Source organism: Dermabacter jinjuensis (assembly GCF_902381725.1).
In the GTDB taxonomy this organism is placed as follows: Bacteria; Actinomycetota; Actinomycetes; order Actinomycetales; family Dermabacteraceae; genus Dermabacter; species Dermabacter hominis.
Window position 1 is genome coordinate 2,351,858 of the sequence record NZ_LR698963.1, and the last position, 25,879, is coordinate 2,377,736.

Sequence of the window (25,879 nt, forward strand, 5' to 3'; positions counted from 1 at the left end):
TCTCCCACGCGCCGACCGGGGCTCTCTCAAAGCCGATGGGCATAGGATGAGGTTCCGTGAGTCATCCCCCAATTTCCCAAAGCCCCGCCTCGATGCATCGCCCACGCACCGGCGCGCCCGCGCGCCGCATCGTCCTTCTCTCCGGCCCTTCGGGAAGCGGCAAGGGGCGCCTTGCGGAGCACTCAGGCTTGCCCGTACTCAATCTCGATGACTTCTACCGCGACGGCGATGAAGAAGGTCTACCCTCCGCCTTTGGGATCGTGGACTGGGACGATCCGGCCTCGTGGCGCGCAGGCGACGCTCTCGCAGCCCTTGAAACCCTCTGCTACGAGGGAGCGGTCGAGGTTCCCACGTATTCGATTTCGCAGTCCCGGCGCACGGGCACCCGCATCTTTAGTGCGGAGGAATCTCCGCTTGCCATTGCCGAAGGCATTTTCGCAGCCGAACTCGTCACCGCCCTCGCCGAGCGCGGACTTCTCGCGGATGCGATCGTCCTCGATCGTCCCGCCGCCCTCGTTTTCGCCTTGCGCTTCGTGCGCGACGTTCGCCAGGCGCGCAAGCCGATCCCCACTCTCGTTCGCCGCGGTCTCGCACTCGCCCGTTCCCAGGGTCGAGATGTCGACGCATGGGCGGGAGCCGGGATGCGCCGCCTCGCACTCAGGCCGGCCCTCGCCCGCCTTGGCGGGCTTGAATGCCTGTGGGAGGCCGACGCTCGCTCAGCAACCGTCGAACCCGCGCGCTCGCGCGAGGCACCGCCCACAATCACGGTGTCTGCCGTGTGCTTCTACGGCAAGTCCCAAGGCGAGTGGCAGGTCCTCGGCGTCCGCAAGCGCGGGACAGAGAAGTTCATGCAGCCGGGCGGAAAACCCGAAGCGGGCGAAACTCCACTCGACTGCGCGGTGCGGGAGATTCACGAGGAGCTCAATCTCCGCCTCGATCCGGAAAAACTCACGCACCTTGGGCATTTTCAAACCGCCGCTGCGAACGAAGCCGGTACTCTCCTCATTTCCGATGTCTTCCTCGCGCCCGAAGTTGCGAGCCCCGAGGAGTTCACCGCGCACGCAGAGATCGAAGAGGTGCGGTGGTTTCCGATCCACCCCCAGCCGGGCGAGGCGCACCTCCTTGCCCCGCTGTTTCGCGACGAAGTGCTTCCGCGCTTACGCGCGAAACTCAACGCCGCACGCTGAGCAGCGAAAGGGGCAGGGCCCCATTCGCTCTTTAGGCGATCCGGTCGAGCACGAGTGATCCGCGCTCGAAATTCTCGACGTCCTCGATGCACCACGCGCCTTCGATCGCTTCGAGGGAGCGCGCAAAACGATCCTCGGTATCGGTGAGGAGCGTCGCGAGAACTTCGCCCTTCGTAACGCGATCGCCAACGGTCTTGTTGAGGCGCACGCCCGCGCCGAACTGGACGGCTTCGCCGGGCCGCGAACGGCCAGCACCGAGGCGCCAACCGGCAACGCCGACCTTCATGGCATCGAGGCCGGTTACACAGCCGTCGGACTGCGCGATGACCTCGTGGCTGTGCTTCGCGACGGGGAGTGCGGCGTCGGGGTCGCCGCCCTGAGCGCGAATCATGGCCTTCCACGTGTCCATCGCGCGGCCATCCTTGAGCGCGGCGTCGACGTCAACGTCCGTGACACCCGCTGCGGCAAGCATTTCGGTCGCGAGGGCAACGGTGAGTTCAACGACGTCTGCCGGGCCACCGCCGGCGAGAACCTCGACGCTTTCCTCGACCTCGATTGCGTTGCCGACCGCGCGCCCGAGCGGGACGGACATGTCGGTCAGGAGCGCGACGGTATTGACGCCCGCATCGGAGCCAAGATCGACCATCGTGCGGGCGAGCTCCCGCGCCATCGACTCGTCTTCCATGAACGCGCCCGAGCCGGTCTTCACGTCAAGCACAAGGGAGGCGGTGCCTTCGGCGATCTTCTTGCTCATGATCGAGCTCGCGATGAGGGGAATGCAGTTCACGGTCCCCGTCACATCACGCAGCGCATAGAGCTTCTTATCGGCGGGGGCTAGGCCGCTTCCCGCCGCGCACACGACCGCACCAACGGTCTCGAGCTGGCGCATCATTTCATCGTTCGTGAGATTTGCGCGCCAACCGGGGATCGACTCGAGTTTGTCGAGCGTACCTCCCGTGTGGCCGAGACCGCGGCCGCTGAGCTGCGGAACAGCCACCCCGAAGGAGGCGACAAGCGGAGCGAGCGGAAGGGTGATCTTATCCCCCACGCCACCCGTGGAATGCTTATCGGTCGTCGTCTTCGACAGGGCGTCGAAGCTCATCCGCTCGCCCGAAGCGATCATGGCCTTCGTCCACAGCGCAATCTCTTCGCGGTTCATTCCGTTGAGGAAGATCGCCATCGCGAGCGCACTCATCTGCTCCTCGGCAATCACACCGCGCGTGTACGCATCGATCGTCCAGGCGATTTGCTCGGGCGTGAGCTCGCGCTTGTCTCGCTTGGCGTGGATGACATCAACCGCATCAAATGCTTCAGCCATGGGGTGTCCTTTCGACTGTGTCAATTGAGAAAATGCGCCTACGCCTCGGGCGCGGCAGCATCGAGATCGGCGGGGCCGAACGATTGGGGAAGCATCTCGTCGAGGCTCGCCTCCCCTTTCGGCGTCAGGATCGTGAAGTCGCTCGCCGCGTGTTCGGCGAGAAGTTGCCGGCAGCGGCCGCACGGCATGATGACCTCGCCGAGCCGGTTGACGCACACGAACGCACGGATCTTCCCGCCACCGCTCGCCATGAGCTCTGAGATCATGCCGCATTCGGCGCAGAGCGTCACACCATAACCGGCGTTCTCGACATTGCACCCGCGTACGATGCGCCCGTCGTCCACGAGCCCCGCGGCCCCCACGGGATAGTGCGAATACGGGACGTAGGCGCGGGCAGCGACCGCGCGCGCGGCTTCAAGCAAAGGTTCGAAGTCGGTCATCGCCGAGGCTCCTACTGCTTGATGTACGGCTCGCCATCGGCAGCGGGCACGCGAACCCGCCCCACGAAACCGGCGACCGCGAACAGCGTCACGACGTACGGCAGCATCGCGAGGAACTCCGAGGGCACGGTGGCCTTGTGAAGGTCCGGCGGAAGAGAACTCGAGAGAATGCCGAGGTTCTGTTGGAGGGCAGTCGCGAACGCGAAGAAGAGCGCCGCACACATTGCTCCAACGGGGTGGTAGCGGCCGAGGATCATGGCGGCGAGAGCGATATAGCCCTTGCCCGCGCTCATTTCCTTCGCGAACGCCACGTTCGTGCCAATGGTGAGGGTCGCGCCGCCGAGGCCGGCGACGGCCGAGCCCAGGAGAACATTGCTCCAGCGCGTGCGCGCAACGTTAATGCCCACGGTGTCGGCGGCGAGGGGGTGCTCGCCAACGGCACGTACGCGAAGACCCCAGCGGGTCCAGAAAAGCGCGGTCGTGAGGATGGCAACGATGACCCACATGAGGTACACGAGAATGTTCTGGTCAAAGAGCGCGGGGCCGATCACGGGGATATCGGCGAGAACGGGAACGCGGAGGTTCGGCAGCCGCATGGGGGTGTTGAAGTGTTCCGGATCCTGCTTCATAAGCGTTCCAAACAGGAAGCCCGTGAGGCCGATCGCGAGCACATTCAGCACCACACCGACGATAATTTGCTGCACGTGGTAACCAACCGCAAAGAGCGCGAGCAGTGCACCGATCAGGAGCGCGACGATCGGCGCGGCGATCATGCCGATCCACGGGCTACCCGTCATCGAGCCTACGAGCGCGGCGCCGAACGCGCCGAGTAGCAGCTGGCCCTCGATCGCGATGTTGACGACGCCCGCCCGCTCCGACAGCACGCCCGAAAGCGCACCGAACACGAGCGGAACCGCGAGGGCAAGAGTCGCCTGGAGGAGGTAGCCGAGGTCGAGTGCCTGACCCGCGACGGCCCACACAAGGAAGTCAAAGGCCCACAAAACTCCGAAGAGAACCTGCAGGAGCGCTTTCGTGCCGCGCGGCCACGCGAGGTTTTTCGCCTGCACGATCCACGCAAGGACCGCGAGGGCGACGAGAACGAGGCCCAACACCAGCGAGGTTGCTTGCGCGGGCATCGAAATTTTCTGTGGCACCCCCATGTCGGTAAACATCGACTCGCGGGCGATTGCGAATGTCGAGTCGTGCCCGGGGACCGCCCCGAGGCAAAACCCTGCGAGGGCCACGAGCGCAAAGACGCTCAGGGCAACGGGCATGTGCCACCAGTTCGGGAGACGCCCCTTGACGGTGTCGAGAACGACGACGTCGTCCGTGGGAAGGGCGCGGGGATCCTGAACGCTCATCTCATGCCTCCTTCGAAGCGTCGGCGGAGTCGGCTGCGGGTGCGCTTGCCCGGTGGCTGCCGGCTGCGGCGGGGGTTACGGTTCCGACGGTTGCCGTGGAGGCGTCGGATTCCTCCGTCGCGGGAGCGGCACTACCCGCCGGTGTGTCGTCGTCCTTTTTGTCTCGCGCAAGGAACGAGAGACCGGTGAGGGTCCTCACGAGCGGTGGCGCGGCAATGAAGAGCACGACGAGCGCCTGGACGATGCTCACAAGGTCGATCGGGACTCCCTGGTTCGACTCCATGAACCGACCACCCACGCCGAGGGCCGCGAAGAGTAGACCCGCAAGGAGGATCCCGATGGGGCCCGAGCGGCCGAGGAGCGCAACCGTGATCGCGTCGAAGCCGACGTTGCCGGCGATTCCGCTCGTGAGGCGGTGCTCGGTGCCGAGCAAGTGAACGGAGCCGGCCAGACCCACGAGTGCGCCGGCGACGACCATGACGAGGAAGCTCGTCGTGCCAACCTTGATGCCCGCGACTTGCGCGGCGCGGGGGTTTTCACCGACGGTCCGGAACTTGAAGCCGAGCGAGCTGCGCGTGAGCAGCCACCACATGAACACGCCTGCGAGGAGCATGATGAAGATACCGGCGTGCAGACGGTAACCGGAGATGAGAATGGGAAGCTGTGCATTCACGGCGACGTTCGGCGAGATGGGCTGCGACGAGTTCGCTGCGGTGAAGGCCTTCGTCGTCAGGAGGAAGCCGAGAAGCGAGACCGCGATCCAGTTGAGCATGATGGTCGAGATGACCTCGTTCGCCTCGAATCGCGCTTTGAGGAAGCCCGCAATGCCGCCCCACACCGCACCTGCGAGTGCACCGACCGCAAGCGCGACAATGAGGTGGACGACAGGCGGAAGGAACGTCCACGTGAATCCGACGTATCCGGCCATTGCAGCACCGATGAGGAGCTGACCGGTGCCGCCGATGTTGAACATGCCCGCCCTGAAACCCACGGCCATGCCGTAGGCGGCGATGATCAGCGGAGTCGCGACTGTCAGTGTCTCGAACAGAGGGCGCCACATGAGGGCGGTCGTACGCGCGTTGTAGTCGAAGATAGCGCCGCGGAACATCGCCTCGTACGCCCCGGCGATCGCTGCCCACGATGCCCCAAAGAAATCGCTCGGGCGCGCGAAGACATAGCCGAAGGACTCACGCACATCTTCATTGGCGATCAGGATGAGAACGCTACCGATGATCGCGGCAATGATGAACGCACCGATGACGACCGAGACTTCGCTGCGGCCAATCCGCTGCGCGAGGGTGCGACTCGACGCGGTATTTTTCTCGCTCACGAGAGCTCTCCTTCCTCGGTCAGGGCGCCCTCACTCAGCGTTCCCGTTCCGTTAGCGACGGCCTCGCGAGCCGCCTCGGCGGTGTACCCGGCCATCATGAGGCCCAGCACTTCGCGGCTTTCGTCTCCAGGCACAATCCCGAGGATCTCACCGCGGTACATCACCGCGATGCGGTCGGCAAGCTGGCACACCTCGTCGAGTTCGGTCGAGACGATGATGACCGGGGTTCCCTTATCTCGTTCGAGAACGATGCGCTTGTGAAGGAACTCGATCGAGCCGACATCAACGCCGCGTGTGGGCTGAGAGGCGATAAAGAGCGAAAGGTCTCGCGAAAGCGCGCGGCTCATGACGACCTTCTGCTGGTTGCCACCCGAGAGGGATCCAACGGGAAGGTCAATTCCGGCCGTGCGAATGTCGAACTCCTTGACCTGGCTTTCGGCGTGCGTGCGAATCGTGCCCGGGTGAAGGGAGATTACCGAGCCGAAAGGCCTGCGGTCGTGTTGGTCGAGAACAAGATTCTCAGCGACCGAGAACGACTTCATGAGGGCGTCTTCGGTGCGGTCCTCGGGAACAAACCCGACGCCCTCGTCCAGGATTCGTTTCGTGCTGAGGCCCACGAGATCCTTGCCGTTCAGGACGGCGTGACCGCTCACGTTCTCCTGAAGGCCGAGGAGAGCTTCGGTGAGTTCCGTCTGGCCATTGCCCTGAACACCCGCGACACCGAGGATTTCTCCCTCGTGGACGTCAAAGCTCACGGAGTTCAAAAGCTTGAGCCCCTGCGAGTCCGTGACCGTGAGGTCCTCAACTCTGAGGGCCGCCTTGCCGCCCTTCGGCTCAGACTTCGCAAAGTCGAGGGCCACCGGACGGCCCACCATCAAGTTTGCAAGTTCGGTTTGCGGCGCGCTTGGATCGGCTGCGCCCACAACCTTGCCGCGTCGAATGACCGTGATACGGTCCGCGACTGCCTTAACCTCGCGCAGTTTGTGGGTGATGAACACGATCGATGTGCCCTCATCCTTCAACTGACGCATGATCTGCATGAGCTCATCGGTTTCCTGCGGCGTGAGCACCGCCGTGGGCTCGTCGAGAACAAGAACCTCGGCGCGGCGCGAAAGCGCCTTGATGATCTCGACTCGCTGCTGCGCACCGACGGGGAGATCTTCGACCTTTGCGTCCGGGTCGATGTCGAAGCCGAAGCGCTTGGAGATTTCGCGCACCTTCGCGCGTGCTTGGTCGAGGTCGAGGAAGGCGCCCTTCGTAGGCTCGTGGCCGAGCGCCACGTTTTCCGCAACGGTGAAGACCGGGATGAGCATGAAGTGCTGGTGCACCATGCCGATACCGGCGGCCATAGCATCTCCGGGGCCCGCGAAATGCACGGGCTGATCATCGATAAGAATCTGGCCGCCGTCGGGCTGATAGAGCCCGTACAGAACGTTCATGAGGGTGGACTTACCCGCGCCGTTTTCGCCGAGGAGCGAATGAATTTCGCCCTCGTTGATGACCAGGTCAATGTGGTCATTGGCTACGAGCGAGCCGAACACCTTCGTGATGCCTCGCAGTTCGAGTTTCACGAGCGCTGCCTTCCGTGAGTCACACGGACCCCGCGGGCCCGAGGGGTGTGGATTCGAGTATAAGGGGGATGGGCGTGCTGGCGGCCCCCTCCCGCGGGAGGGGGCCGCCAGTCTACTTATTGATGATCGTCACAAGTGACTGAGTTCCGAGACTCAGTGCTTGGGCGAAGCGGGCGAGGTTACTTCGATCTCGCCACTGACGATCTGCTTCTGGAGGTCTTCGACTTCCTTCTTCAATTCTGCGGGGATCTTGCTATCGAACTCGTGGTAGGGAGCAAGACCGACGCCACCGTTTTCGAGGGTGCCCACGTACGGCTCGTTCGTGAACTTGCCTTCGGCAGCCTCCGTGCCGGTCGTCTCGACTGCGGCTGCAATCTCCTTCATCACCGAGGTGATGATGACGTCCTTCGCGTCGGGGTTGGTCTCCACGCCATCGGAGTCAACCCAGACAACCATGACGCCCTCCTTTTCCTTCGCGGCCGCGAGGGTGCCTGCACCGACGGGGCCCGCGACGGGCATGATGATGTCTGCGCCCTGGGAAATGAAGCCTTCGGTCAGAGCCTTACCCTTGGTCTGGTCATCGAAGTCGCCCGTGAACGAGCCGTCTTGGCTGTCCTTGTTCCAGCCGAGGAGCTTGACGTTCGTGCCGTGCACTTCGTTGTACTTTGCGACGCCATCGGCAAAACCGTCCATGAAGATCGTCACCGAGGGGATCTTCGCACCACCGTAGGTCGCAACGGTGCCGGTCTTGGTGGTACCAGCAGCCACGTAACCAGCGAGGTAGGCCGCCTGAGCGGTATCGAACGTGATCGGCTTGACGTTATCGACCTCGACGGGGTTGCCGTCGGCATCCTGAGCGGTCGAGTCGATGATGGCGTAGTGGGTATCGGGGTTTGCTTCGGCCTCAGTCTTGAGGGTCTGCGAGAAAAGGAAGCCAACGGCGTAGATGAGGTTGCAATCGCCCTGCACCATGTTTTGCAGGTTCGGCGAGAAGTCAGCTTCGCTCGACGACTCGGCGGTCTGCACCTTGTAGCCCTTGTCCTCTTTGAGAGTCGTGAGGCCGTTGAAGCCTGACTCGTTGAACGACTTGTCGTCGAAACCGCCCGAATCGGACACCATACAGGCCTTGAAATCGCCGCCCTTTCCAGCACCCGAATCGGAGCCGGACTGTTCGGGCGGGGTGCCGCAGGCGGAAAGAACGAGGGCGCCAGCACCGAGCAGTGCGGCCGCGCGGGAAAGGGACTTCACGATTGCCTCCAACGTGAGGGGACCAGTTGAGGGTACGCCCGGCGGGTCCGGGCGTCCTCCTCCTAATGTAACGCTCCGTTAACCTGAATGCACTCCCAGACTCGGAATCTGGAGAGCATCCGTCAGAAGCCTATAAAAGGCCCTCCAGTCCCTCCGCTTCTAGGCGCTTCACGAGTGCCCCGACGTCTTGCGATTTCGCCTCGTCCACGACTAGCAAAACGTCCCCTGCTTCGACGACGCTAATGCCATTGAGACCAACCAGAGCGATTGGGCGTTTGGAGTTCGAATACACGCGCGCCCGAGAATCCACACTCACGACCTTGGCGGTCCCCGCGACATCCACGCCGCCCTCGTTCTCCTTTTCGCCGCGCGCCACTCGCGCGAGCGCCCGAAAGTCGCCGATGTCGTCCCACGCGAAGCTCGCGGGCACGACGGCGACCGCCCCGCGCGAGGCGAGCGGCTCCGCGAGCGCATGATCAATCGCGATCGGCTCGAGGCTCGCCCAGATCGCTTTGCCCTCCCTCGAAAGCTCTCCCCCGGTCCCCTCGAGCGCGAGAGCTCGTGCGGCGTCGCTGATCTCGGGATGGAGATCGTCGAGGGCTTCTAGCAGCACACGCGCCTTCACAACAAACATCCCCGCATTCCACATGAAACGTCCGCTTCGCACGAACTCGTCAGCAGTTGCGGCGTCCGGTTTTTCGACGAAACGGGCGACGTTTAAAGCTCCCGCGGAGCGCAGGGCAATCGCGTCCTCATCGGCCGCATCTGACGGGCAGGTCTCGATGTACCCGAAAGCGCTCGACGCCGACGTGGGTTCGATCCCGATGGTCGCGAGATAGCCGAGTTCCGCAGCGGCGATCGCGCTGTAGACACCCTTCCAGAAGTCTTCCTTCGGTGCGATCACGTGGTCAGCGGCGAAGGAGCCAATGATGGCACCGGGGTGCTCGCGCTCCGCAAGCGCGGCAGCCCACGCGATCGCTGGCATCGAGTTTTTTCCACTCGGCTCGAAAAGGACCTGGGCACCATCGCCAACCTGCGCGGCGACTGCCTCACGGTGCGCACGCCCCGTCACGATAATTGGCCGCGCCGAGGACAGGGGCGCGAGACGCTCGAGAGTGTTGATGAGGAGACTCGCACCATTGCCCTCAAGGTCAAGGAGAAACTTCGGGTGGCTCTGACGCGAAAGCGGCCAGAGCCTCGTGCCCGAGCCTCCAGCCGGAATGACGGGAATAAACGGGGAGGAGGTGGTCATAGGCCAAGGCTAACGGAGCTGGTGCGTCAACGCTGAAAGAGACTCTGCCCGACGAAACCGCCCTCGCGGCACCCGGGAAGGACCACAAACACAGCCGAGCCAATCGGCGTCGTCCATGTATTGAGCAAGTCACCGTCGGAAAGCCGCTGTTGCATGGGGACGAACTGTTCGTCGACGTCGCGTTGATAGCTCACGAAAATAAGCCCGGTATTCGAGATCTCGCTCCCGGTGGGTGCGTCGTCGTAGTTGAAGGGCCGTCGAAGAATCTGCTCATTCTCGTGGTGCGTACCGTCGTCCGCCAACCTCGCGCGCCGCATATGGGAGTATTCGCCGATCACGTGAAAACCGTGCTTGTCTTTCGCGGCAAAATCGGCTTCGCCGTTTTCGCCTGGCCCACCGGCGAGCGGGGAGCCGTCGGACATCCGTCGCCCCACGGAAAACTCGCGAGCCACGCGGTCCGCACGGTCCCACTCGTCAACGTCCATCGCGATCCTGCGCACCACCATCGAACAGCCACCGGCGAACGGACCATCGTTGATCCACACGTGCGTGTCGAGACCGCTCCCCTCGGGGTTCACTGTCCCGTCAATCTGCCCAAACAGATTCCTTTGAGACCCCGTGGGGGCAGCAAAGCGCGCATTCCTGAAACCCTTTTGCACCCAGGTGAGCGTGCAGAACGCGCGCGAATCCTTGAGCAGCATCCGTTGAGCGTGGGCGAGCGCGATCGGGTCGTCCGATTGCAGGGCGATCAGCACGTCTCCGCCCGACCAACGATCCTCGAGCCTATCGATCTCAAACGCCGGCAGCGGCCTCAGCCACGAGGGCGGCTCAACACCGGCGAGCGCAACCGCCTTCTCACCGAGCGCAAACATGACCCGGAGCCGTGCGGGCGCATCGGCGAGTTCGGGCTCCGTGTCGGCGAGCGGGGCACGCCCCTGCGTCAGCCTCGCAGCATCGTCGCTTAAGAGCCTCAGCATTCGTTCGAGGCCGCTTCTATCGGTTTCCGGTCGAAGGCCAAGGGCGATGAAGACCCCGTGCGCGAGTGGTGGCTCAGCGATGCCCGCCTGGTGCGGGCCATAAAAGCTCTCGCGCGCCTCGCCCACGATGCGGCGCTTGTCGAGCTCCTCCTCGGTAGGGATTGGTGCCGTGCGCTCGGGATTCTCCTCCGCTGAGGCGTGGTACGCGCTCGCCCCCGCAGCGCCAAGACCGACTCCCGCAGCTCCTACGAGGCCTGCGGCGAGAAAAGCTCGCCGGTCACCATCGGGTCTCACTGGCCGTCGTCACTGCCCATGTCGTCATAGTTTTCCTCCGCGCCCGCGAAGTCCTTGACGACTGCGGTGAAGTCCACGTCATCCATCCCCTCGATTTCGAGGGTGAGCGCGATGCTCTCGCCAGCGGCAAGGGGCTTCGTCAGCCCCATGAGCATGATGTGGGGGCCACCGGGTTCGAGCATGAAGCTCTCGCCGGCCTTGAGCGTGAATCCGCCCTCGGCTTCGCGCATCGTGCTCTTACCGTTTTCTGTCACAACCTCGTGGAGCATGCACATGTCCGCCGCATCGCATCGCGCGCCTGTGACCTGCACGCTCTCCTTTGCACCGCCCGCATAGGTGAGGGACGCGAAGACTGCCGTCATGTCCGTGTCAGCGGGGTCTGCTGCCTTCGCCCATGCGTCGGTCACCTTCACGCTGCCATCGTGAGCATCCGTGGCCTCCGACGGTTGCTGCGTTTTCGATGGGGCGTCCTTCTCGGGCAGTGCCGAGCATCCGGCGAGGGCAACCATGCCGAGACTCGCGAGCCCTACAAAACCACGGCGATTGATACTCCACCGAGTGTTCACCACTGTCACATCGCTTTCTGCCAGTGCCCCCAGCCTTCGCCGGGGGCACGCCTATCTTTTTCTGCTCGAAATTTACTCGTAAGTCACGACGAGTGGGGCGTGATCACTCCAGCGCGTGTCGTAGCTCGCAGCCCTGTCGACGCGTGCGGACACAGCCCGCGTGGCGAGTTCCTTCGAGGCCAGGTGGTAGTCGATCCTCCAGCCCGAATCGTTATCGAAGGCTTTCCCGCGCTGCGACCACCACGTGTACGGCCCGGGCACATCGCCAGCGAGCGCGCGGTGCACATCAACCCATTCCCCCGCCTCAAGCAGGCGATCGATGTAGGCGCGCTCTTCGGGAAGGAAACCCGCGCTCTTGAGGTTGCCCTTCCAGTTCTTAATGTCGAGGTTCGTGTGCGCGATATTGAGGTCTCCCGTGAGGAGCACGTGGCGCCCGCTCGCACGCAATTCCTCGAGGCGCGACCAGGCGCCCTCGAGCATCTCGTACTTATCGACCATCGTTTGAGGCTTGTCGACGTTGCCCGAGTGCATGTACATGGAAATCACGGTTAGGTCCATGCCGTCGCCGAGTGCGTCCTCGACGTCGAGTTCGAGCCAGCGGCCGGTGTGCGAATCCGCCTCGAGGTTGGGAAGCAAGCGTCGGACCTCTCCCACGTTCGCTCCTTCGAGCCCCTCGCGCACCGCAATCGCAACCCCCGCGCGGCCCTTGAGCATCGAGGCGTGTGCGGCCGACCGCCACCCCTGTCCCACGAGTCCCTCGACGAGGTCCTCGGGAGCACGCACCTCCTGGAAGGTGACGACGTCTGCGCCGCACGAGGCAAGCCACTCCCCCATACCTTTGCGAGCCGCCGCCCGAATGCCGTTGACGTTAACCGTCGCCACCGTGAAAGTCACACTTACTCCTTCATTCATCCACGGGCGCGCTCGCGCCCGATTTGACGGGGAGGAACCCGCCCCACGAAGGACGGGTCCCTGCCGTCAGTCACCCCACGATCGTTCTACACAGTGAACGTGCAAGGCAACTCGGGTATCAGCGCTTAGCCTTTTCGGCTTCCCACGCGCGCTCGGCCGACTCGACAACGTTCTGCATGAGCAGCGCGCGAGTCATGGGTCCGACGCCACCCGGGTTCGGGCTGATCCAGGCGACTTTCTCCTTAGCAGCGGGCTCGACATCGCCCTTGATCTTCTGCTTACCCGTTTCCGGATCCGGTTCACGCGTTACACCAACGTCGAGCACAACGGCATCGTCGCGAAGGTCGGCCGCCTTCACGAGATGTGGCACCCCGGCAGCGGCGATCACGATGTCGGCCTGCTTGAGGAGCTCCGGGAGGTTCTTAGTGCCAGTGTGCGTGAGGGTGACGGTCGCATTATGCTCGCGACGCGTGAGGAGGGACGCGATGGGGCGCCCCACCGTCACGCCACGGCCTACGACGACAACGTGCTTGCCGTTGAAATCGATACCGTGACGCTTCGCGAGTTCAATCGCGGCGCGCGGCGTGCACGGCAGCGGGGTGGTGATGGGCTTGTTGACGTTGAGCACGAGTCGGCCAAGGTTCACGGGATGAAGACCATCGGCATCCTTTTGCGGGTCGATGTACTCGAGAACCGCGTCGGTATCGATGTGCTTCGGCAAGGGAAGCTGCACGATGTAGCCCGTGCAGGCCGGGTCGGCATTGAGCTCATCGAGGACTGCGAAGAGTTCCTCCTGAGTCGTCTCCTCGGGCAGGTCCTTGCGAATCGAGTTGATGCCGATTGCCTCGGAATCGCGGTGCTTACCGGCAACGTAGATCTCCGAGGCCGGGTCCGCGCCTACGAGCACGGTCGCAAGGCCAGGGCGAACCGCGCCTTCAGCAACGATCTTCTCCACGCGTTCGCGCAGTTCTTCCTTAATGGTCTTCGCCGTGGCCTTGCCGTCAAGAATTTGTGCAGTCATAGCGTCCTTACTCCTTGCGTCGTGAGTTCTCAGTATTGGGTGAGGTCGGCGTACAGGGGTGTGTTTTCCACGAGCGTACGAACGCGCCCTCGAAGCTGCTCGACATCCCCCTTGCCGGTAAGTGCGGTCGCGATGATGTCGGCGACCTCCGTGAATTCGCTCGCACCGAAACCACGCGTCGCAAGCGCCGGCGTACCAATGCGAAGACCCGACGTCACGCGCGGCGGACGCGGATCATTCGGAACCGCGTTGCGGTTCACGGTGATGCCGATCTCGTGAAGGAGATCCTCGGCCTGTTGCCCGTCGATCTCAGACTTGCGGAGGTCAACGAGTACGAGGTGAACGTCGGTGCCTCCTGAGAGGAGCTCGATGCCGGCCTCTTTCGCGTCAGCCTGACCGAGGCGCTCAGCGAGAATCTGCGCGCCCTCGAGCGTGCGCTTCTGGCGTTCCTTGAACTCGTCGGTCGCCGCGAGCTTCAGAGCGACCGCCTTCGCAGCGATCACGTGCATGAGCGGGCCGCCCTGCTGGCCAGGGAACACCGCCGAGTCAACCTTCTTCGCGAAATCCTGCTTGGCGAGAAGAAGGCCCGAGCGGGGACCCGCGAGAGTCTTGTGAACGGTCGTCGAAACGACATCGGCAAACGGCACCGGGCTCGGGTGGAGACCTGCGGCCACAAGACCCGAGAAGTGCGCCATATCGACCCACAGCTTCGCACCAACTTCATCGGCGATCGAGCGGAATGCTTCAAAGTCGAGCTGGCGCGGGTACGCCGACCACCCGGCAACGATCACGTTCGGGTGCGCCTCGAGCGCTTGCGCGCGCACACGATCCATGTCGATGCGGCCGGTCTCGGGATCGACCTCGTAGGCCGCGATGTTGTAGAGCTTGCCCGAAAAGTTGATCTTCATGCCGTGGGTGAGGTGCCCGCCGTGCGCGAGGGAAAGCCCCATGAGGGTGTCGCCAGCACTTGCGAGAGCATGCATCACAGCCGCGTTGGCGGACGCGCCCGAATGGGGCTGCACGTTCGCGTGATCAGCACCGAAAAGGGACTTCGCACGCTCAATTGCCAGGTTTTCCGCGACGTCCACGAACTCGCAGCCACCGTAGTAGCGCTTACCCGGGTAGCCCTCGGCGTATTTGTTCGTGAGAACCGACCCCTGGGCCTGAAGAACCGCCCGCGGAACAAAGTTCTCGCTCGCGATCATTTCAAGGGTGGTTTGCTGGCGATGCAGTTCCTGATCGAGAACCTTGGCGATCTCCGGGTCGACCGTGGCAATCGAATCGCTATGCGTGCTCATATGCGCTCCTTCGCGTACTAAGACTTATGTCCTGCTCGAGTGTAATCACTTAGTGAGCCAGGCAACAGCGCCAGATGAGCAAGCGTCGGCTCCGCGCCTACGCACCTATCCGAACATTCAGACGCACCGGCTCAGGCTCGAGCCACACCCCGAATCGATCGTGGACCACGGAGCGTACATGGTTCGCAAGCTGCGCGATGTCTTCGCTCGTTGCCTCACCGCGGTTAGTGAGAGCCAGCGAGTGTTTGGTCGACAGTGCCGCACCGCGCCTATCCGGTGTGAGCGTGAATCCCCTTTCGAGGTTCGAATGACTGATGAGCCATGCGGCACTCGTCTTAATTCCGCCCTCAGCCTCGTAACGGGGCGCTGCCTCAGGCAGCCGCGCAGCCTCCTCGTGCGTGAGGATCGGGTTCGTGAAGAAGCTTCCCGCGCTCCACGTATCGTGATCGCCCTCATCAAGGACCATACCCTTGCGCGCACGGATGTCGAGGACGGCCTCGCGGACCTCACGCATCGGCGCGCGCTGCCCCGGCTCGATGCCGAGTCGCTCGGCAAGCTGCGCGTACCTCACGGGAGCCGAGAGGGAGCCGAGGTGGTGCTGGAAGGTTACCGAGAGCACCACGTAACGGCCGGTCGCGCCGCCACCGGGCATCCGCGTACGTTTGAAGATCGAGTCTCGGTACGCGAACTGGCAGTCGGCAGCAAAGAACGTCCGAATCGTATTCTCGAGCCGATCCCACGTGCGTACACGAGTGATGACAGAGGACACTTCCTGCCCGTACGCGCCGACGTTTTGCACGGGAGTGGCACCCACCGTTCCCGGAATGCCTGAAAGCGCTTCGATCCCAATCATCTCGCGCTCGACCGCGTACGCAACCGCGGCATCCCACGTGGTCCCAGCGAAGTATTCGACGCTCGCACCGCCGCAGGCAGGCGCAAGCGGAGTGCGGTCTTCGACCCGCGCCTCGCCTGTTGTCGACACCTCACAGGTCGCATCGATACACGTCGGGCGATCCTCACCGACCGCGCGTACAACGGTTCCCTCGAAGGGGGCGTTCGACGCGACGAGATTCGAACCACCGCCCAGGACGAGCAGTTCCTCGCCCGCCGCATCGGCGTCGCGCACGGCAGCGATCAGTTCCTCTTCGGTGCGTGCCTCGACGTAGTGCTTGATCTCGCCACCGATGCGAAGAGTCGTGAGGTCCGAAAGCTTCACGCGAGCCTCACCACCGCGCGGCACTTCGTCAGCACTTTGTGCCCGTCAACACTCGCCGTGATGTCAATGCGCGCGGTGCCCTCTTCAGGGGTCAGGAGTCCGACGGCTGCCTCAATATCAATGTCGACGCCACCGAGCGCAGGCACCTCGATCGGGCGCGTAAAGCGCGTCTCGTACGACACGAGTCGGCCCGGATCGCCGAGCCAGTCGAGAACGGGGGCAATCACGGTGCCCATCGTGAGCATGCCGTGTGCGATAACGGAGGGAAGCCCTACCTCGCGTGCGAACGCATCGTTGTAATGGATCGGGTTAAAGTCGCCAGAAGCACCCGCATAGCGCACGAGGCTGTCGCGCGTGAAACGTCGCGTCTCGCGTGCAACGACATCGCCCTTTGCGAGGGTTTCGAGCGTGGGAGTGGTGGGAATGGTCATGATGCCGGTTAGCCTTCCTCGCCTCGAACAACGAGCGACGAACGGACGCTCGCGACATGCGCGCCTGCCTCATCGGTAAAGTCCACACGAGTCGTCACCATCGCGTGCGGCCCAACCTGCTTGAGAGCTTCGACGGTGAGGCTGGGAGTGAGTTCGTCGCCTGCCACAATCGCGCGACTGAGGGCGAAGGACTCCTCGGAGTGGACGACGCGCGAAAAGTCGATTCCGGCTTCCGGGTCGTTGATGTAGCGTGCCTCTTCTGCCTGGGCGAGCGTCACGAGGAATGTGGGCGGCGCGATAATCGCCTCGTAACCCGCGGCGCGTGCAGCATCCTCACTCACCGTGAGGGGATGCGTGTTACCGGTAGCGGCGGCAAACTCGCGGATCTTCGTTTCCGACACTCGCACGCACGGGCCACTGTCGTACACGCGGCCCGCGAAGTCAGGATTCGGCGATGCCATTGGTTCTCACCCTTCGATCGGTTGTGCGGCCCTCTAACGGCACGCATAGGTTCTCATCGTATCCGGTCGCTCAGCGCGGCCCGTGGTGGTGCGCCCCGGACCGTACTGCACAGCAAAAAGCCACCCTCGTGAGCGGCTCAGCGGAGGGGTTCCGGAGAGCACACCCGGGGTGGCTTTTTGATGAGTATGTGCGTATGGATCAGCGGGTTTCGCGGTGAACCGTGCTGCTGGCGCACGTCGAGCAGTACTTCTTGAGCTCGAGGCGGTCAGGGGTGTTGCGACGGTTCTTCTTGGTGATGTAGTTGCGGTTCTTGCAATCTACGCACGCCAAGGTGATCTTAGGACGCACGTCAGAGCTTTTTGCTGCCATGACTCGCCTCTTTCCGTTTCGCGCGCATCTTGCATACGCGGGTCCTATCGCCTGCGTCATGCAGGCACGTCAACACGCCAGGGAAACCTGGAGTGGTACCGAGGGCGGGGATCGAACCCGCGACCTCACGATTATGAGTCGTGCGCTCTGACCGTCTGAGCTACCCCGGCTCGATCGGAACTGCGGCCCGACACCGATGCTTCGGTGCCGGGCCGCCATCCGATCAGAGCCCTGAAAGGGAATCGAACCCTTGACCTTCTCCTTACCATGGAGATGCTCTGCCGACTGAGCTATCAGGGCAACGCGTGAAAACTTACCGTGTTTTGCCACTCTAGGCAATTTGGGAAAGTCCCCGGTGCGGCGGATCACAGCCACTTTCGTGGAGGTGATCTGCGTGGCAGGTGAGGGATTCGAACCCCCGAAGGCTGAGCCGTCTGATTTACAGTCAGATCCCTTTGGCCGCTAGGGTAACCTGCCTTGCTCGCCGAATACGCCACCTCTCGAGGTTTCATATCGCGAAGCGAACCTGATCAATACTAGCGATCCTTTACGCTTTCGTCCACGCAGATTGGCTGCTGGGAGCCGTGTTCCCTCTCACAGGATGTGCACGCGGCCAAGCCGGACCTTTCCGTGGGTGGGCGCCGCAGCCGTTTGAACCGCGGCGCCCACCATTCTTTCCCCTTCTCTTCCCCCCTCGTCCTCGCGTGCGTCTCCTCTGTCCCATGGTGCACCGCTCTTTCGCTAAGCGTGCACCTCCCCCCTTCTTCCCTCGTGCACAGGGCGTGAAACCAAAGAGAACCGGTGAGGCTGCGTACGCTAGCTTGCAGCCGAGGCCTGCATCTGCTCGGCCGCCTCTTGCTTGACCTGCTCACCGTGCGTGCGAAGGTTCGTCAGTAGCGCTTCGATGCTCGTCGCAAGGGCCTCGAAGTTCGCGACGAACGCGTCGCGATCCTCTCCTACCCACTGGGCGGCTTGGACGCTTTCACGTGCGGTGTTCAGAGCAGTCGTGGTTGCCGTTGCGAGCGAGACGAGGCCCTCGCCCGTGGAGACGCCCTGTTCGGGCGACATACCGATAAATGTCGTGTTCATGTTTCCCCCTTGAGTCGTGTGTAGAAGCGTGTGTGCTACCCGGCGCTCGAGGCCGCGCGCTGTTCGGCTACCTGCCCGCGCGCGTTCTCGGCCAAGAGCCCGAGCCTCGCGGCATTGTCGTCACCCGCGTGGGCAAGAGTGCCCAGCTGCGCCAGGAAGTTTTCACGGTCCTCCCCGGCCCACTCGAGTGACTGGACCATGTTCACCGCGTTACTTCCCGTGTCACGGAGCGAAACGGCAAGCGACTCGAGCTCACCCGCCATGGTCTCAACGCTCCCGGGATCCATTCCCTTCATCATGGTGTTTTCCCTTCTCATGTCATCTACGACGGTCGATTTCCGACACCTTCACGCTACGGCCTCAGCGCCCACGAACATTCTGTGGAGCGAGAGCGGCTGGCTCCGATGTGGATAACGGACCGAGCTTTTCGACGCTCGTTGGCTAGCGCACCGCGCTCGAGGCACGACGTTGCTCTGCCGCCTGCTCTACCAGTGCAAGGGCGAGTTGTCTGAGCATGTCGCTCACGGTCAAGAGGTGAGCAGACACCTCATGGCCGTGATTGGCGAAAGTCTCGGCATCGGGGCCTTTCCAGGAGAGGGCACCGATGAGGGTATGAAGCTCCTGCCCCGCATGCCTCCAACTTTCTGCGTTGAACCGTAAGAGTTCGCTGAGCCGCTCGACTGCGGCCGGATCCATTCCTTCACCCATGAGGTGTGCTCCTTCGTGGTGGTGTGTGGTGGTCTCAAGTCATTGATGGGTGCTGTTGTCGTGTCATGCAGTGTGTTCGCCTCCGCTAAGCGGAGTCGCGATTTATGCCGCGCAGCTGCGTGCCACGAGCGAGGGGACGATAAGTCGGCACTCGTGCCCCTCGACAAGCCAGGCGACGTCCGGGGTGCTCGCCCACCTCGTGCGAGGCGGAGTGCGACCGAACACGGTAAACACATCAGTTTCGCTCGCTCCGAGAACAATGCCGCAGCCCGACTGCGCGAGTGTCGGCCCCACGGATCCGAGCCTTGAAAATGAGCCTCCCTCGAGCCCGCCATAGATACATGCACCAGCACCGAGTGCCCCGCGGATAGCGGAACCCAGCTCGGGGCCACCGCCGTCGGATTCGAGAGCTTTGATGTCCTCGAGGAGAACGAATGCCGCAGCTCCCATGCCCTTCGCCCGCTCGAGTAGGTATCGCGGATGCTCGGCATCGCTCGAGGCACGAGCAGGGACACGTAGGACTTCACGATCGTGGGCGAGGTGCGCAAGCGACTCGAGCAGCGCGAGGCGCTCATGAGCCGCGCCTCCCAACACGAGCCCTCCGGGCATAAGCGGGAGCGAAACCGGTGTTCCGTCAGTATGGGAGAAACCTACAAACCCGCGACGCGGATCGCGCACGAGCTCTCGAGCCTCGCGCACGTCAAGCAACCGTCGGGAGAGTGTAAAGGCCTCGAGGCATGCATTCCGGTCACGCTCCTCGCGCGCGCACGGTTCATCAAAGAGCGCAACGTGAGCCTCGAGGCCACCGATACTAGCCCGGCCAACGGGTGCCGCATCGGTGAGCCTGACGGCCGGCCCACACAGGGCATAGTCCTCGGGCCGCGAGAGTCGATGAATAATTCTCTCGGTGCACGATGTTTCGAGGCTCCGCGGAAGTTCGCTGGGGCCCGTGGCCCCGATAACCAGAGTGAGCTTGCGTGCGCGCGCCGTGCGGGCAAGGGCGCCGAGAAGCGAGAGCATATCCTCGCGATCGCTCGGATGGGCCTCGTGGCATAGGTCCGCGAAAGAGTCGATCACGAGCATCGACGCTCGAGAAAGAGTCTCAGTACGAGCAAGGTGACGGAGCATTCTTAGGACCGAGGCGGTGTCGTCTCCCCTCACATATGCGACGGCGTGAGACTCGTCGATGAGCACGTTGAGGCCTCTGCTTGCCGAATCGATGACGAACACTCGAGGCCTGTCCTCTACCGTGCGGGTCGAGCGCACGATGCTCACGATGCTCGTACTCCGCCCAGTTCCGGAGGCACCGTAGACGCCATACACGGATCCGGGCTCTCCCACTCGCGCGACCGCGCGGCGTTGGCGAGCCGGATCATCAAGGAGTGCGAAAGGCGCTGGGAGCCCCCATTCTTTCGCGAGCCCCTCGCCCGCGTAGTTTTCCTCGAGCGGCGGCAACCACGGGGAGCGTACCCTGGCACCAGTCCGTGACCATTCGCCGATCGCCTCATCCACGATGAGGCGCGCCTCCGTCCGCTCTCGCGTGTGTCCCCGCGTCGGCGTGGCCGTCGACCGTTTCGGCTCAGCATCCCAATCGCGAGGCACGCCCTCGATGTTCATAGCCGTAACAGGAGTGACCGCGAGCCTCGAGGACCGGTCGCTTTCTCCGCGCGAGCCAGAGTACGCCATCTGCACCTCGCGCTGAAGGCCCGCTCCCACCGCGCTCACGACGGCTCGGCCCGGGGTGTCGAGGGAAATCTGAGCGGCTGCCTTTGACCCGATGACGTCGATTGAATCGGCGGCGTCGCTCAATCGAAGGGCGATGCGCAGGCTTACATTCGCTCGAAGTCGTTCGCTTACAATTCCTGCGGGGCGTTGCGTCGCGAGAATGAGGTGGATCCCGAGTGAGCGGCCTCGCTGAGCTATGTCGATGAGTTCGTCAAGAAACTCCGGGTAGTTGTCGCGCAGCGCGGCAAACTCATCGACAACGATCACGAACGCGGGCAAGTCAGTGCCGCCGCTTTCGGCGTACTCGTCGCTGTCCTTCGCTCCGATGCGGGCCAACAGCTCTTCCCGGTAGCGAAGCTCCGCCTTTAGCGACGTGAGTGCACGTGTCACGAGGCCGGGGCTGAGGTCCGTGACAAGCCCAGTGCAGTGCGGCAACCGCGCACACTCCCCGAGTGCAGCCCCTCCCTTGTAGTCCACGAACAGGAAGGTGAGCCGTCGCGGCGAATACCGAAGAGCGAGACCCAGAACCCATGACTGCAAGAACTCCGATTTCCCCGATCCCGTTGTGCCCGCCACAAGCGCGTGTGGACCCCACGTGCGCAGTGGGATGGTGAGGGGGCCTGTCTCGCCGTACCCCACGAGAGCATCGAGGGTGAGGGTTTGCGCTTGATCGCTCACGTGCCATGCTCGGGCGATACGGTCACGGATGTGACGACGTTCGGTGCCGTTCACTTCGAGGAGCGACACGCTCGCGGGGATCGCTTCACTACTGCCCTCCCTTGTACGGGCATCAACCAAGGGTGCCAGGCGGCGCGCCCACGGGAGAATCGCCTGCTCTCCCACCCCCTCGAGAGACTCGAGAGTCACAGGGGCAGTACCCCCTCGATGCCACAGCACTGCACCGCAAGCCAGTGTTTCGACTAAAGCCGCGCACACGCCCGGCACGTGCGAGCTGTCCCCCGACGTTACGATCAGCCGAGGCCCAATCTCGCCATGCGCCTCCCACGCCTCCGCGAGGATTGCGAGCGACGTAAGCTGCGCCGTGGTCGGTTCAAACGCGACAATGACGACATTTGCTTCTGTTATGTCCTCCACTGCGCCCGGCATGCGCCGCGCGGCCCACTCCGCAACACTTTCGTCGGTTTCGAGGACAAGCACGCCTCCTGCGCCGGCTCGCCGAACGTGGGGAAGCCAGGCGAGATTTCGTGCGCTCGCGTTAGCGGCGGGAGAACTGACGAGGGCGAGGCGAACGTCGGAAGGGGAATGCCGCCCGCCCAGTTGTACGGCAAGAGCACGCGCAAGCGACATGCGCCCTTCACCTGTGATGCCAAGCCCGCGAATCTCACGCAGGGAGATGGTCACTGGCGCGATGACGGTTGAGCCTTGCTCCCGGAGAATATCCAGCTCACCCCTCAGAGCACGAGGCCCTTCCGCCCCAGCCTCCCCTTTGAAGCTCACCGAGCTCGAGATGCGGCCAGTGCCGAGTCGAAGCACCATAAAATCGCTGTGCTCGTCGCGAAGCGCCCACAGATCTCCAGTTTTCGGCGAGTCCCACTGGAGGATGGCCCTTGCCGACGGGAGCATCGCCTCGAGGCGCGCTTTCTCCGTTTCGTGCACACCGTGCACCTCGGCTCGGGCCTCATCAAGTGCTGCGTCAAACTCGCGAACAGCACCCACCCATTCCCTACGCACGCGGGCGCGCTGGGACCAGTAGTGCGCGAGCGCCATCGCTGGCATCGCAATCGCAAAAATGATGACAAATGTGCTCCGTGTGAGCGCGTACATGACGCCAGCGAGCATGAGCGGTAAGAACAAGCTCACAAACGGAACTGGCGGTGACGAACCGCGACGCGGCACACGCGGCAACGCGATCTCCACTTCCGCTTGCGTGAGCTCAATTCGAGAGGGCGGAAGATATGCGCGCGCGGGCGCATCGTCGACTACGACCTCCGCGCCAGGCCTGTGGCGAGCCCTGACACGCCACGGCCCCACCTGGGCATAGGAACCAGGCGCGAGACGAATCGACCCTGCCTCCCCTTCCCCCTCGCGAGCTATCACTGCCCCTTGAGCAGGGTGGATCCACACGTCGATGCCCGCCTCAATATACGCATGCGTACTCGAGACTCCCCCGCCCTCAAGGGTGAGCCGGCAGGTCGAGGATGACCCCAGCGACGACAGCCCCACATCGAGAGCACACACGCGCTCCACTCCCTCGCTTTCGACCACGAGTTCCCACGACGAGGGCACCGACCGCCGAAGCTCAGGGCGGGCACCCGGGGTGCGCACAAGCTCAAGGCTCATGCCGGATACCAACCCAGACGTATGAAGCGAGACCTCACTGGCGAAGAGCGTGCCCGGTACCCCTTGTGTACTCCCTCGCGCAATGCGCAGGGCATACCCATCGCCCTCAAGGCCGAAATGATGCCGCAGGCGCTCGGTAAGTTCCCCCGTGCTCACGGTGGCATCTGCGGCGATCTCCAGCACAACGGGAGGCTGTGAGGAAGCGCTAACCTCGACTATCAGCGTCACGGGCCCGCCTCCTTTCCACCACCGTTACCTCCTCAAGAATCGCGAAGATTCGGGATACGCCAAACCCCGCCTTTCACGATTGTGAAAAGCGGGGTTGTGTGCGGCACAAGGCGAGGTGCGTCAGGCGCCCTCGGGGTGCTCCTGTTCAGCCTCGAACGATCCGACGGCTTCTGCGCCGTCACCGCGATCGCTTTGGTCACCGGTGTCAGGCTCGCCCTCCAGCTGCGCAGTCGCAGCGTCGTCGAGCGCATCTTCGTCAGTGATCACGGGCAGTTCAAGCCGGTCGACGGTCGTGAAAATATGCTCCCCGTACACTCCCGCATCATCGGGTTCAACGGCACTCACAACGACCGCCGTCGCATTGTCACGCCCGCCATGGGCAACGGCCGTCTCCACGATGCGCTGGGCTACGAAATCCGCTTCCGAGGTCTCCTGAAGCATCGTGTGAAGCTCGCCGTCGCTGACCTCTCCGGTCACGCCGTCACTACACACGAGGAAGCGGTCCCCAAGGCGAACGGGAATGAGCCAAAAATCAGGTCGCGTATCGGGGCCGGCGCCGAGCGCACGCGTGATCATATTTCGATAGGGGTGGACGCGGGCCTGGTCAAGCGTAATCTCGCCGCGGTCCACGAGTTCTTGCACAACTGAATGGTCGACGCTGATCTGCGAGAATTCACCGTCGCGCAGCATGTAGACGCGGGAATCGCCGAGGTTCATCACGAGCCAGTGAGGCTCGGATTCGTGAAGCGTAAGTGCAACCATCGCCACGGTCGTGCCTGCACTACGCCCCGAGTCATCGTCGAGGCTTGCAATGCGCTCATAGGAGCGGACCATGGCGTCGGCGACGTCCTCGAGCTCTACGTAGTCTCCACCGGCGAGCGAGGCGAACTCATCCGCGACGATTCCGCTCGCGACTTCGCCGGCATTGTGGCCGCCCATACCGTCGGCGACGAGAAAAATCGGGTCGTAGGAAATAAACGAATCCTCGTTGATGGACCGCACGAGACCAACGTCGGTTGCGCCTGTCGAGGCCACACCGAAATCTCCCCCGTGCCGTTCGGCACGCAATGAAAGGTCTGCATTCACGAGTTGGTTCACATCACCTTGGTCGAGCACGGCGTGAAGACCGAAACGCTGTGAGCGCATTCGACCGTACAGCCGCGATAAGGAGGCGCCGCGGGGACTCAGCACGCGCGGTACCTGGAGCGTACTCAAGCATACGCGAGAAGCGATGAACGGTGCAGGCGCACACGCCCCTTAGGCACGACGCCTCACGAGAGACACGGTAAATGCAGTGAGCGCATCCCTCGCCGCGCCTGCGGGAAGTGCTTCGACAAGAGCGAGAGCGCGATCAGCGTAGCTTTCAGCAAGCTTCTCGGTTTCGTCGACGACACGGTGTTTGGCCAGATGGCTGACGACCTCGGCGAGGCGTTCATCGCTCGAGAGATCACCGTCGAGCGAGGCAAGCAACTGTGCTGACGCCGTGTCGTCGGGGTGCTCGGAAACATGGGAGCGCAAGAGGAGGGTGGGCATCGTGGGCACGCCCTCTCGCAAATCAGTACCAGGGGTCTTGCCGGACTGCTCGGGCGTTGCGCGGATATCGATCACGTCGTCAGCAAGTTGGAAGGCCACGCCAACAGCCTCGCCGTATTCACGCATGGTCTCCACCACCTGCGCAGGCGCCCCGGAGATCATCGCTCCGAGAACACCGGCGGTCGCGATGAGCGAACCTGTCTTGTTCGAGAGCACGTCGATGTAATGAGCAAACGGATCGTCACGCTCGGTGGGACCCACCGTCTCGTTGAGCTGCCCCAAACACAGGCGCTCGAAGGTCTGCGCGTGGACGGCGACGATTTCCGAGCCGAGGCCCGCGCTTATTGCACTCGCGCGCGCTAGGAGAAAATCCCCTGTGAGGATGGCGATGTTGTTGCCCCACACGCGATGAGCAGCTTTCGTACCGCGACGGGTTTCTGCGCCATCCATGACATCATCGTGATAGAGCGTCGCGAGATGGGTGAGCTCGACGAGCGCACCGGCGTCAACAAGTTGAGGAGCCGATAGATCGCCGAAGGCAGCAGCGAGCATGACAAGCACCGGACGCACACGCTTGCCGCCGGCTTCGAGCAGGTACGGAGCGGTGGCCCGCATCATGGGGTCCGACGTAGAGACGGCAGCGCGCAGCTTATCTTCGACAGCCTCGAGCCTGCTCTGGATCGCTTCCGCAAGGGAAGGGTCGATGTCATCCATCGTGAAGCTCGCCATCACTGTCCTTTACCTGACGGGCCCGTTCCCTGCGAACGAACTACAGACGTTAACTCTATCGGGATTTGAAGCTGCGTGCAGCGCGAGAGTCACCTGCGACGCGCACGGATGGGGAGGGTCACGCTGGTGCAGGAGCCAGCGGGGATTTCCGACGGTTTCCGAATAGAAAAAGAGCCCCGGTCCTACGACCGGGGCTCTCGATGAATAATTTCGGCGGCGTCCTACTCTCCCACACCCTCCCGAGTGCAGTACCATCGGCGCAGTTAGGCTTAGCTACCGGGTTCGGAATGGAACCGGGCGTTTCCCCAACGCT

Annotated in this window: 23 protein-coding genes, 3 tRNA genes and 1 rRNA gene; 1 reads left to right on the forward strand and 26 read right to left on the reverse strand. The window is 63.3% G+C overall.

The genetic code is table 11. The annotated features are described in order from the left end of the window. Window positions 1-56: 56 nt before the first annotated feature. Window positions 57-1,187, forward strand: a complete 1,131-nt coding sequence (locus FXY94_RS10575; protein ID WP_016665046.1) for an NUDIX domain-containing protein — start codon at window positions 57-59, stop codon at window positions 1,185-1,187. 31 nt (window positions 1,188-1,218) lie between these two features. Here the strand turns inward: FXY94_RS10575 and FXY94_RS10580 are convergent, their stop codons facing one another. The 26 genes from FXY94_RS10580 to rrf all read right to left on the reverse strand — a co-directional run. Further along, entirely contained in the window at window positions 1,219-2,505 is a 1,287-nt protein-coding gene (locus FXY94_RS10580; RefSeq protein WP_016665047.1) for a thymidine phosphorylase, read from the reverse strand. Window positions 2,506-2,543: 38 nt separating this feature from the next. Further along, a complete protein-coding gene (locus tag FXY94_RS10585) occupies window positions 2,544-2,945 on the reverse strand; it encodes a cytidine deaminase (protein ID WP_016665048.1) in 402 nt (133 codons plus the stop codon). Window positions 2,946-2,956: 11 nt separating this feature from the next. Further along, the gene (locus FXY94_RS10590) at window positions 2,957-4,306 is read right to left on the reverse strand and encodes an ABC transporter permease (RefSeq protein WP_016665049.1); all 1,350 of its coding nucleotides are present in this window, start codon (window positions 4,304-4,306) and stop codon (window positions 2,957-2,959) included. Between the two features lies 1 nt (window position 4,307). Continuing rightward, window positions 4,308-5,636: an ABC transporter permease gene (locus FXY94_RS10595; protein ID WP_016665050.1), complete on the reverse strand. Its 1,329-nt coding sequence runs from the start codon at window positions 5,634-5,636 to the stop codon at window positions 4,308-4,310. Then, complete coding sequence (locus FXY94_RS10600; RefSeq protein WP_016665051.1) at window positions 5,633-7,207, reverse strand: ABC transporter ATP-binding protein; 1,575 nt, start codon at window positions 7,205-7,207, stop codon at window positions 5,633-5,635. The genes FXY94_RS10595 and FXY94_RS10600 overlap by 4 nt, the downstream gene beginning before the upstream one ends. A gap of 153 nt (window positions 7,208-7,360) precedes the next feature. Beyond that, window positions 7,361-8,455 (reverse strand): BMP family lipoprotein, encoded by a 1,095-nt coding sequence (locus tag FXY94_RS10605; RefSeq protein ID WP_016665052.1) that lies wholly within the window; start codon window positions 8,453-8,455, stop codon window positions 7,361-7,363. Window positions 8,456-8,585: 130 nt separating this feature from the next. Further along, on the reverse strand, window positions 8,586-9,707 hold the full coding sequence (locus FXY94_RS10610) for a mannose-1-phosphate guanylyltransferase (protein WP_016665053.1): 1,122 nt from the start codon (window positions 9,705-9,707) through the stop codon (window positions 8,586-8,588). Between the two features lie 26 nt (window positions 9,708-9,733). Next, a complete protein-coding gene (locus FXY94_RS10615) occupies window positions 9,734-10,978 on the reverse strand; it encodes a Dyp-type peroxidase (protein ID WP_016665054.1) in 1,245 nt (414 codons plus the stop codon). Beyond that, a complete protein-coding gene (locus tag FXY94_RS10620) occupies window positions 10,975-11,547 on the reverse strand; it encodes a copper chaperone PCu(A)C (protein WP_051120669.1) in 573 nt (190 codons plus the stop codon). The genes FXY94_RS10615 and FXY94_RS10620 overlap by 4 nt, the downstream gene beginning before the upstream one ends. A gap of 69 nt (window positions 11,548-11,616) precedes the next feature. Beyond that, window positions 11,617-12,438 (reverse strand): exodeoxyribonuclease III, encoded by an 822-nt coding sequence (locus tag FXY94_RS10625; protein WP_016665056.1) that lies wholly within the window; start codon window positions 12,436-12,438, stop codon window positions 11,617-11,619. 136 nt (window positions 12,439-12,574) lie between these two features. Then, window positions 12,575-13,477 carry a bifunctional methylenetetrahydrofolate dehydrogenase/methenyltetrahydrofolate cyclohydrolase gene (locus FXY94_RS10630; RefSeq protein WP_016665057.1) on the reverse strand — a complete coding sequence of 301 codons (903 nt, stop codon included), beginning with the start codon at window positions 13,475-13,477 and terminating at the stop codon, window positions 12,575-12,577. A 29-nt stretch (window positions 13,478-13,506) separates the two neighbouring features. Then, complete coding sequence (glyA, locus tag FXY94_RS10635; RefSeq protein WP_016665058.1) at window positions 13,507-14,775, reverse strand: serine hydroxymethyltransferase; 1,269 nt, start codon at window positions 14,773-14,775, stop codon at window positions 13,507-13,509. 97 nt (window positions 14,776-14,872) lie between these two features. Beyond that, on the reverse strand, window positions 14,873-15,991 hold the full coding sequence (locus tag FXY94_RS10640) for a UDP-N-acetylmuramate dehydrogenase (RefSeq protein WP_016665059.1): 1,119 nt from the start codon (window positions 15,989-15,991) through the stop codon (window positions 14,873-14,875). Next, window positions 15,988-16,422, reverse strand: coding sequence for a MaoC/PaaZ C-terminal domain-containing protein (locus FXY94_RS10645; protein WP_016665060.1), 435 nt, complete (start codon window positions 16,420-16,422; stop codon window positions 15,988-15,990). Before FXY94_RS10645 ends, FXY94_RS10640 begins: the two co-directional genes overlap by 4 nt. Window positions 16,423-16,430: 8 nt before the next feature. Next, complete coding sequence (locus tag FXY94_RS10650) at window positions 16,431-16,883, reverse strand: FAS1-like dehydratase domain-containing protein (protein ID WP_016665061.1); 453 nt, start codon at window positions 16,881-16,883, stop codon at window positions 16,431-16,433. A gap of 199 nt (window positions 16,884-17,082) precedes the next feature. Beyond that, entirely contained in the window at window positions 17,083-17,253 is a 171-nt protein-coding gene (rpmG, locus tag FXY94_RS10655; RefSeq protein WP_016665062.1) for a 50S ribosomal protein L33, read from the reverse strand. Window positions 17,254-17,346: 93 nt separating this feature from the next. Next, window positions 17,347-17,423: transfer RNA gene (locus FXY94_RS10660), tRNA-Met, on the reverse strand. 57 nt (window positions 17,424-17,480) lie between these two features. Then, window positions 17,481-17,553 (reverse strand) — tRNA-Thr (locus FXY94_RS10665). A gap of 95 nt (window positions 17,554-17,648) precedes the next feature. Continuing rightward, window positions 17,649-17,730, reverse strand: a tRNA-Tyr gene (locus FXY94_RS10670). A 339-nt stretch (window positions 17,731-18,069) separates the two neighbouring features. Beyond that, window positions 18,070-18,342 carry a hypothetical protein gene (locus tag FXY94_RS10675; RefSeq protein WP_016665063.1) on the reverse strand — a complete coding sequence of 91 codons (273 nt, stop codon included), beginning with the start codon at window positions 18,340-18,342 and terminating at the stop codon, window positions 18,070-18,072. Window positions 18,343-18,377: 35 nt separating this feature from the next. Beyond that, window positions 18,378-18,641, reverse strand: a complete 264-nt coding sequence (locus FXY94_RS10680; protein ID WP_016665064.1) for a hypothetical protein — start codon at window positions 18,639-18,641, stop codon at window positions 18,378-18,380. A gap of 142 nt (window positions 18,642-18,783) precedes the next feature. Continuing rightward, a complete protein-coding gene (locus FXY94_RS10685) occupies window positions 18,784-19,050 on the reverse strand; it encodes a hypothetical protein (protein WP_016665065.1) in 267 nt (88 codons plus the stop codon). Between the two features lie 102 nt (window positions 19,051-19,152). Next, window positions 19,153-23,304: an FtsK/SpoIIIE domain-containing protein gene (locus tag FXY94_RS10690; RefSeq protein ID WP_016665066.1), complete on the reverse strand. Its 4,152-nt coding sequence runs from the start codon at window positions 23,302-23,304 to the stop codon at window positions 19,153-19,155. Between the two features lie 120 nt (window positions 23,305-23,424). Continuing rightward, complete coding sequence (locus FXY94_RS10695; protein ID WP_016665067.1) at window positions 23,425-24,450, reverse strand: PP2C family protein-serine/threonine phosphatase; 1,026 nt, start codon at window positions 24,448-24,450, stop codon at window positions 23,425-23,427. 111 nt (window positions 24,451-24,561) lie between these two features. After that, complete coding sequence (locus FXY94_RS10700) at window positions 24,562-25,566, reverse strand: polyprenyl synthetase family protein (protein ID WP_016665068.1); 1,005 nt, start codon at window positions 25,564-25,566, stop codon at window positions 24,562-24,564. Between the two features lie 208 nt (window positions 25,567-25,774). Further along, window positions 25,775-25,879 (reverse strand): 5S ribosomal RNA (rrf, locus tag FXY94_RS10705); the annotation flags it as partial.

Coding starts and splice junctions, on each gene's coding strand:
- FXY94_RS10580 (WP_016665047.1), bottom strand. CDS start 2,505: ATGGCTGAAGCATTTGATGCGGTTGATGTCATCCACGCCAAGCGAGAC.
- FXY94_RS10585 (WP_016665048.1), bottom strand. CDS start 2,945: ATGACCGACTTCGAACCTTTGCTTGAAGCCGCGCGCGCGGTCGCTGCC.
- FXY94_RS10590 (WP_016665049.1), bottom strand. CDS start 4,306: ATGAGCGTTCAGGATCCCCGCGCCCTTCCCACGGACGACGTCGTCGTT.
- FXY94_RS10610 (WP_016665053.1), bottom strand. CDS start 9,707: ATGACCACCTCCTCCCCGTTTATTCCCGTCATTCCGGCTGGAGGCTCG.
- FXY94_RS10630 (WP_016665057.1), bottom strand. CDS start 13,477: ATGACTGCACAAATTCTTGACGGCAAGGCCACGGCGAAGACCATTAAG.
- glyA (WP_016665058.1), bottom strand. CDS start 14,775: ATGAGCACGCATAGCGATTCGATTGCCACGGTCGACCCGGAGATCGCC.
- FXY94_RS10645 (WP_016665060.1), bottom strand. CDS start 16,422: ATGACCATTCCCACCACTCCCACGCTCGAAACCCTCGCAAAGGGCGAT.
- FXY94_RS10650 (WP_016665061.1), bottom strand. CDS start 16,883: ATGGCATCGCCGAATCCTGACTTCGCGGGCCGCGTGTACGACAGTGGC.
- rpmG (WP_016665062.1), bottom strand. CDS start 17,253: ATGGCAGCAAAAAGCTCTGACGTGCGTCCTAAGATCACCTTGGCGTGC.
- FXY94_RS10675 (WP_016665063.1), bottom strand. CDS start 18,342: ATGAACACGACATTTATCGGTATGTCGCCCGAACAGGGCGTCTCCACG.
- FXY94_RS10680 (WP_016665064.1), bottom strand. CDS start 18,641: ATGATGAAGGGAATGGATCCCGGGAGCGTTGAGACCATGGCGGGTGAG.
- FXY94_RS10685 (WP_016665065.1), bottom strand. CDS start 19,050: ATGGGTGAAGGAATGGATCCGGCCGCAGTCGAGCGGCTCAGCGAACTC.
- FXY94_RS10695 (WP_016665067.1), bottom strand. CDS start 24,450: ATGCGCTCACAGCGTTTCGGTCTTCACGCCGTGCTCGACCAAGGTGAT.
- FXY94_RS10700 (WP_016665068.1), bottom strand. CDS start 25,566: ATGGCGAGCTTCACGATGGATGACATCGACCCTTCCCTTGCGGAAGCG.